The organism is Pseudomonas quasicaspiana (assembly GCF_021147825.1).
In the GTDB taxonomy this organism is placed as follows: domain Bacteria; phylum Pseudomonadota; class Gammaproteobacteria; order Pseudomonadales; family Pseudomonadaceae; genus Aquipseudomonas; species Aquipseudomonas quasicaspiana.
The window spans coordinates 1-5,113 of sequence record NZ_JAGTPI010000115.1 but is presented as its reverse complement, the minus strand read 5'-3'; the positions used below and the strand labels follow the sequence as shown (position 1 = coordinate 5,113).

At 47.2% G+C, this 5,113-nt stretch carries 4 protein-coding genes and 1 pseudogene; all 5 read right to left on the bottom strand.

Annotation, left to right across the window (positions count from 1 at the left end):
- Positions 1-33: 33 nt before the first annotated feature.
- A complete protein-coding gene (locus KDX30_RS29300) occupies positions 34-975 on the bottom strand; it encodes a PoNe immunity protein domain-containing protein (protein WP_231678241.1) in 942 nt (313 codons plus the stop codon).
- A gap of 5 nt (positions 976-980) precedes the next feature.
- Positions 981-1,892: pseudogene (locus KDX30_RS29295) on the bottom strand (hypothetical protein); the annotation flags it as partial.
- Positions 1,893-2,085: 193 nt separating this feature from the next.
- Positions 2,086-3,027 (bottom strand): PoNe immunity protein domain-containing protein, encoded by a 942-nt coding sequence (locus KDX30_RS29290; RefSeq protein ID WP_231678239.1) that lies wholly within the window; start codon positions 3,025-3,027, stop codon positions 2,086-2,088.
- A gap of 12 nt (positions 3,028-3,039) precedes the next feature.
- Entirely contained in the window at positions 3,040-3,981 is a 942-nt protein-coding gene (locus tag KDX30_RS29285) for a PoNe immunity protein domain-containing protein (protein ID WP_231678238.1), read from the bottom strand.
- A gap of 7 nt (positions 3,982-3,988) precedes the next feature.
- On the bottom strand, positions 3,989-5,113 hold a 1,125-nt coding region (locus tag KDX30_RS29280; RefSeq protein ID WP_231678237.1), incomplete at its 5' end, for a hypothetical protein.

Below are 5,113 nucleotides of genomic sequence, written 5' to 3'. Positions count from 1 at the left end.
ACGTGGTCATTCATACCTGGCGACCTGCAAGACTCAATTCTCACCCGACCAATACCATAGCGTGTCGCCAAATTTCGAGTCGCTAATACCAGGCATGATCTCGCCTTGCTGAAAGTGACGTCTTGAACTGGCTTGGGCTGGGGTGAACCAGTAGCCTGTTTTGCTGCAAGGTTCGCCTGCGGCAGTACGTTTGGTTTGAGAGCCAGCTTCACCTGTGTAGTTTCTGGCGTATTCGACCAAGTCTTTTGGGTAGACCATGTGATCTATTTTGCTATCGTCTATGCCGTATAAAAACGCAATTGCGCCGGCTTCTATTGCCCAATAACCAACGTAGTTTCCATCTTCGCCTTGTAGATGAGTATCATGCCAAGGGGCTTGCTTAAATGCGGGATACCATTCTTGACAGTAATTCTGTAGTAGGCTTGAAGCTTCCGTTTTATCGTCGGCATAGATCGCCCGAATTAAGGGCGAGTAAACATCGTGAAACCATTGATCTACATCCTGCCTGTTTGGCAGCAGTTTAACAAGTAAGTCTTCGTATAATGTATCGTCGCCAGCGTAGCCTGCATTGTCTAGTAACTTTACGAAACGCGTAAGGAGGTCTGTGCGATGTAATAAAATGCAGAAACCTATAACTTGTACGCATTCCTCATATTGGTAAGGCCAGTCATCTATTGCTAGCGGAGAAATGTCATGGATATTTTCGTACTCTTCTAATGTGGTTTGCCTGGTCTCGTACTTCCCTACTAGCTCCTCGAGAAGCGGGATCAAAAATGTTATCTCCTCTCCTGCCGTGTATGTAGCTAGGAGCCGATCCATTGCAAGTCTCTGAAAGTGTCTGGAGCGTAGCGCTGCTTCCTCTTCCGCAGTATCAGACTCAAATCTATTTGTCTTGAGAAAATCAATTATTTCGTCATGCTCTCTTAGAAAGTTTCTGTAATGGGTCTCACTGAAATATTTTTGTCTCTTTTGCATTGTAGTTACGCCTCTATTCTTAAAGAGTTCAATGCGCCATCTTTTTTGGCTAAAGACCTTTTACGTTTATTCACAAAGCCTTTCACCTCAATTTCAGATTAGTGAAAGGCTTCGTGGTTTGCGTGAGTGGACTCATCAGAACCCTCCAGCCGCGCGCTTGCATGCTCTTTAGGGCTTTGGCTTGCATGGAATAAAGGAGCGTAAAAGAGATGGGGGCTATGAGAACTCATCACTTTAGCCGCAAGGCTTCTTCCACAAACAGCGCTGTCAATGTTCTCTTCTATCCATTCACGAGTCATCTGAACTAATAAACGCTTTCTTCTTTTGTTAGAGCTTTCATCATGCTTGATTTGTTTACTTCCCTTTTTGCCGGTTTTCACGAAGGGCTTACCTTTACTATAGTTAGTTGTATCTTGTTCTATTGGTTCGATCAATTCACTAGGACCACTTACTCCAGACACTCCCAGCTTTGATGCTACACCAGGCTTTCGGGTATTGTTATGCTTGCGCATAAACTTCGGCGCATCTTCATTACGACTCGCCTTATCTTCGACAATAGCGAATTTCTTACCGTCATTGTTGGCCGGATCAGCTCTCCACACAGCATCAATGCCCGTCCCATTCGCACCATCTGTCAACTTGTAAAGCACGTGCTTCGCCTTCGGACTACCACCCGCTGACAGTTTCCCCAACTTACTCGCACTCGGCACCCCCTCAAGCCCACTCCCATCCGCGCCTTTGTCGTGTCCGTCCCGGTCTTTACCCCAGCCAAACTCCCCGGCGCAGATGTAATCGGCAATGTGCTCGCCGCTGACACCCAGGCCTTCGTTCAAAATACTCGAAGAGGCTTGAAGGCCGACTTTTGAGGCTTCAACCTGATTTGAACGGGTGCTGCTCGCGTTTTCCTTACCTTGTAAGGTGTAGCGTTGCGGGTCTTTGTTGCCGATGCGCAGGCTTTTTTTCAGGACGTCGTCTGGTTCTGGATCCCAGCCGATGACGGCGTTGAACGGATAGCGCATTACTGATGGAGCGCTGCGATCTTCGCCGCCTTCACTGTCGATCAAGGCTGTACCACCCACGTGGTCATTCATACCTGGCGACCTTCATGACTCAATTCTCACCCGACCAATACCATAGCGTGTCGCCCCATTTCGAGTCGCTAATACCAGGCATGACTTCGCCTTGCTGAAAGTGACGTCTTGAACTAACTTGGGCTGGGGTGAACCAGTAGCCTGTTTTGCTGCAAGGTTCGCCTGCGGCAGTACGTTTGGTTTGAGAGCCAGCTTCACCTGTGTAGTTTCTGGCGTATTCGACCAAGTCTTTTGGGTAGACCATGTGATCTATTTTGCTATCGTCTATGCCGTATAAAAACGCAATTGCGCCGGCTTCTATTGCCCAATAACCAACGTAATTTCCATCCTCACCTTGAAGATGGGTATCGTGCCAGGGCGCCTGTTCGAAGGCCTGATACCATTCTTGACAGTAATTCTGTAGTAGGCTTGAAGCTTCCTTTTTATCGTCGGCATAGATCGCCCGAATTAAGGGCGAGTAAACATCGTGATACCACTGATCTACATCATTACGATCAGGTAGTACTTTGGCCAGGAGATCCTCATATAGCGTGTCTGTGGCAGCGTAGCCTGCATTGTCTAGTAACTTTGCGAAACGCGTAAGGAGGTCTGTGCAATGTAATAAAATGCAGAAACCTATAACTTGTACGCATTCCTCATATTGATCAACCCAGTCGCTTATTGCGAGCGGAGATATGTTAGGTATTCCTAGATATTCCGCAAGTTTGAGCTGTCTTATTTCGTATCTTTCTACTAGTTCTTCCAGCGCTGGTACCATGGAGGACACTTCGGCTCCTACGGTGTAAGTGGCTAGTAGCTTATCAAGTGACAATTTTAAGAGGTATGTTGAGCGCAGCGTTGCCTCCTCCTCAGGCGAGGAAGCTTGAAGTGGAGTTGTATTACTAAGCTCAATAACCTCATGATATTCCTTTAGAAAGTTATCATGGTGACGCTCACTAAAAAAGCATTGTCGTTTATTCATAACAATTAAGCCTCAACTCTCACTCGACCAATACCATAGCGTGTCGCCCCATTTCGAGTCGCTAATACCAGGCATGACTTCGCCTTGCTGAAAGTGACGTCTTGAACTAACTTGGGCTGGGGTGAACCAGTAGCCTGTTTTGCTGCAGGGTTCGCCAGCGACAATGCGGTTGGTTTGGGATTCTGTTGCGCCGCCGTAACTTCTGGCGTATTCGACCAGATCCTTTGGGTAGACCATGTGATCTATTTTGCTGTCGTCGATGCCGTAAAGAAAAGCAATGGCTCCCGCCTCGAAAGCCCAGTAACCAGCGTAACTACCCTCATCACCATCCAAGTGTGAATCGTGCCAAGGGGCCTGCTTGAATGCTGGATACCATTGTTTACAAAATCTTTCAAGCAACTGCGACGCTTCCTTTCGCTCATCCGCATATATAGCCTGAATCAAGGGAGTGTAGACATCATGATACCATTCATCTACCTCTTCACGTCCGGGTAGAAGCTTGCGCAGTAAGTCCTCGTAGAGAGTATCTTCACCGTTGTACCCTGCGCCATCCAGAAGCTTGACAAACCTTTTTAAAAGATCTGTTCGATGAAGCAGGATGCATAGGCTGAAAACTTGAACGCATTCCTCGAATTGATATAACCAATCGTCAATTGCAAGGGGTGAAATATTTTCAACACCCTCAAGAATTGAGAGCTTGAGTTGATGATCCTCATACGCAGACACAACATCTTCGAGTAGTGGTACGAGCACGGAAATTTCCAATCCCGCTGAATAACATACAAATAGCTTCTTTAGCTCCAACTCTCGAAAATGGCTAGCCCTCAATGCCGCTTCTTCCTCGGTAGAGCTAGACTCGAACTTGTTATACTCAAAGAAAAATTTTGTCTCTTCGATATAATCAAAAAAGTTTTTATACATATTGTCGCTGAGAAATATTTGTCTCTTCTTCATAATAAGTTTACTCAATATTCAGCAAAGATAATTTCTCATATTTCACCGCAATAGATTGTTTCCGCTTTTGCACAAAGGATTTAACCTCTCGGTCATGATAATGAAACGCAGAATGATTGGCGTGACTCGTTTCATAACTATTGTTTAGGCGAGCAAATGCATGATCTTTAGGGTTTTGTTTAGGATGATACAGAGGAGCATGAAATAGATGGCGGCTGTATGAAATTAGGACCGTGTAGATCAATGTTTTGGGTACTGCACTTTCATTATTAGCTCTTATCCGCTCCAAGCTTATTTGAAGAATTTGTTTTGGTTTTTTTATAGAGTTATTTTTTTTAACAGTAGGCGCGGAAGAATTTTTGGATCCTGAAAATTTGTCGGTTTTCCTTGCAGAAGGGGCCTCAAGCTCCAACGTCTCCAGTAACTCACTAGGACCAGTAGCACCCGAAATACCTAATTTTGACGCTACGCCAGGCTTCCGGGTGTTATTGGCTTCACGCATAAACTTCGGGCCGTGCTCGTTGCGACTCGCTTTAGCTTCAACTACGGCGAAATTGTTCCCGTAGTTTGTTGCAGGATCGGCTCGCCATGAAGCATCAATGCCTGTTCCATGAGCACCATCGGTCAATTTGTACAGAACATGACGAGCCTTAGGACTCCCACCCTTTGACAGTTTCCCCAACTTACTCGCACTCGGCACCCCCTCAAACCCACTCCCATCCGCGCCTTTGTCGTGTCCGTCCCAGTCTTTACCCCAGCCAAACTCCCCGGCGCAGATGTAATCGGCATTGTGCTCGCCGCTGACACCCAGGCCTTCGTTCAAAATACTCGAAGAGGCTTGAAGGCCGACTTTTGAGGCCTCAACCTGATTTGAATGGGTGCTGCTCGCGTTCTCCTTACCTTGTGCTGCGACGGCTGCGTCTTTGTTGGCGGGTTTTTCGGCTATTTTCGGGTGGCTTGAACCCGAGGACGCCGCATCGCTGTTGCGCTGCATGCCCCTCCATTGGCCCCGTTGCTTCTCAACGATGCCGATTATCGCTGGCATGTTGTCGCGGGAGGCGGCGAGGGCGGTGACCACGGAGGTTTTGGCCCAATTGGGCAAGCTCTGAAAGGTCGAGGAGCCTTTTACCCC

Excerpts from the sequence above, each read along its gene's own strand:
- KDX30_RS29285 (WP_231678238.1), bottom strand. The coding sequence starts at position 3,981 with ATGAAGAAGAGACAAATATTTCTCAGCGACAATATGTATAAAAACTTT.
- KDX30_RS29290 (WP_231678239.1), bottom strand. The coding sequence starts at position 3,027 with ATGAATAAACGACAATGCTTTTTTAGTGAGCGTCACCATGATAACTTT.
- KDX30_RS29300 (WP_231678241.1), bottom strand. The coding sequence starts at position 975 with ATGCAAAAGAGACAAAAATATTTCAGTGAGACCCATTACAGAAACTTT.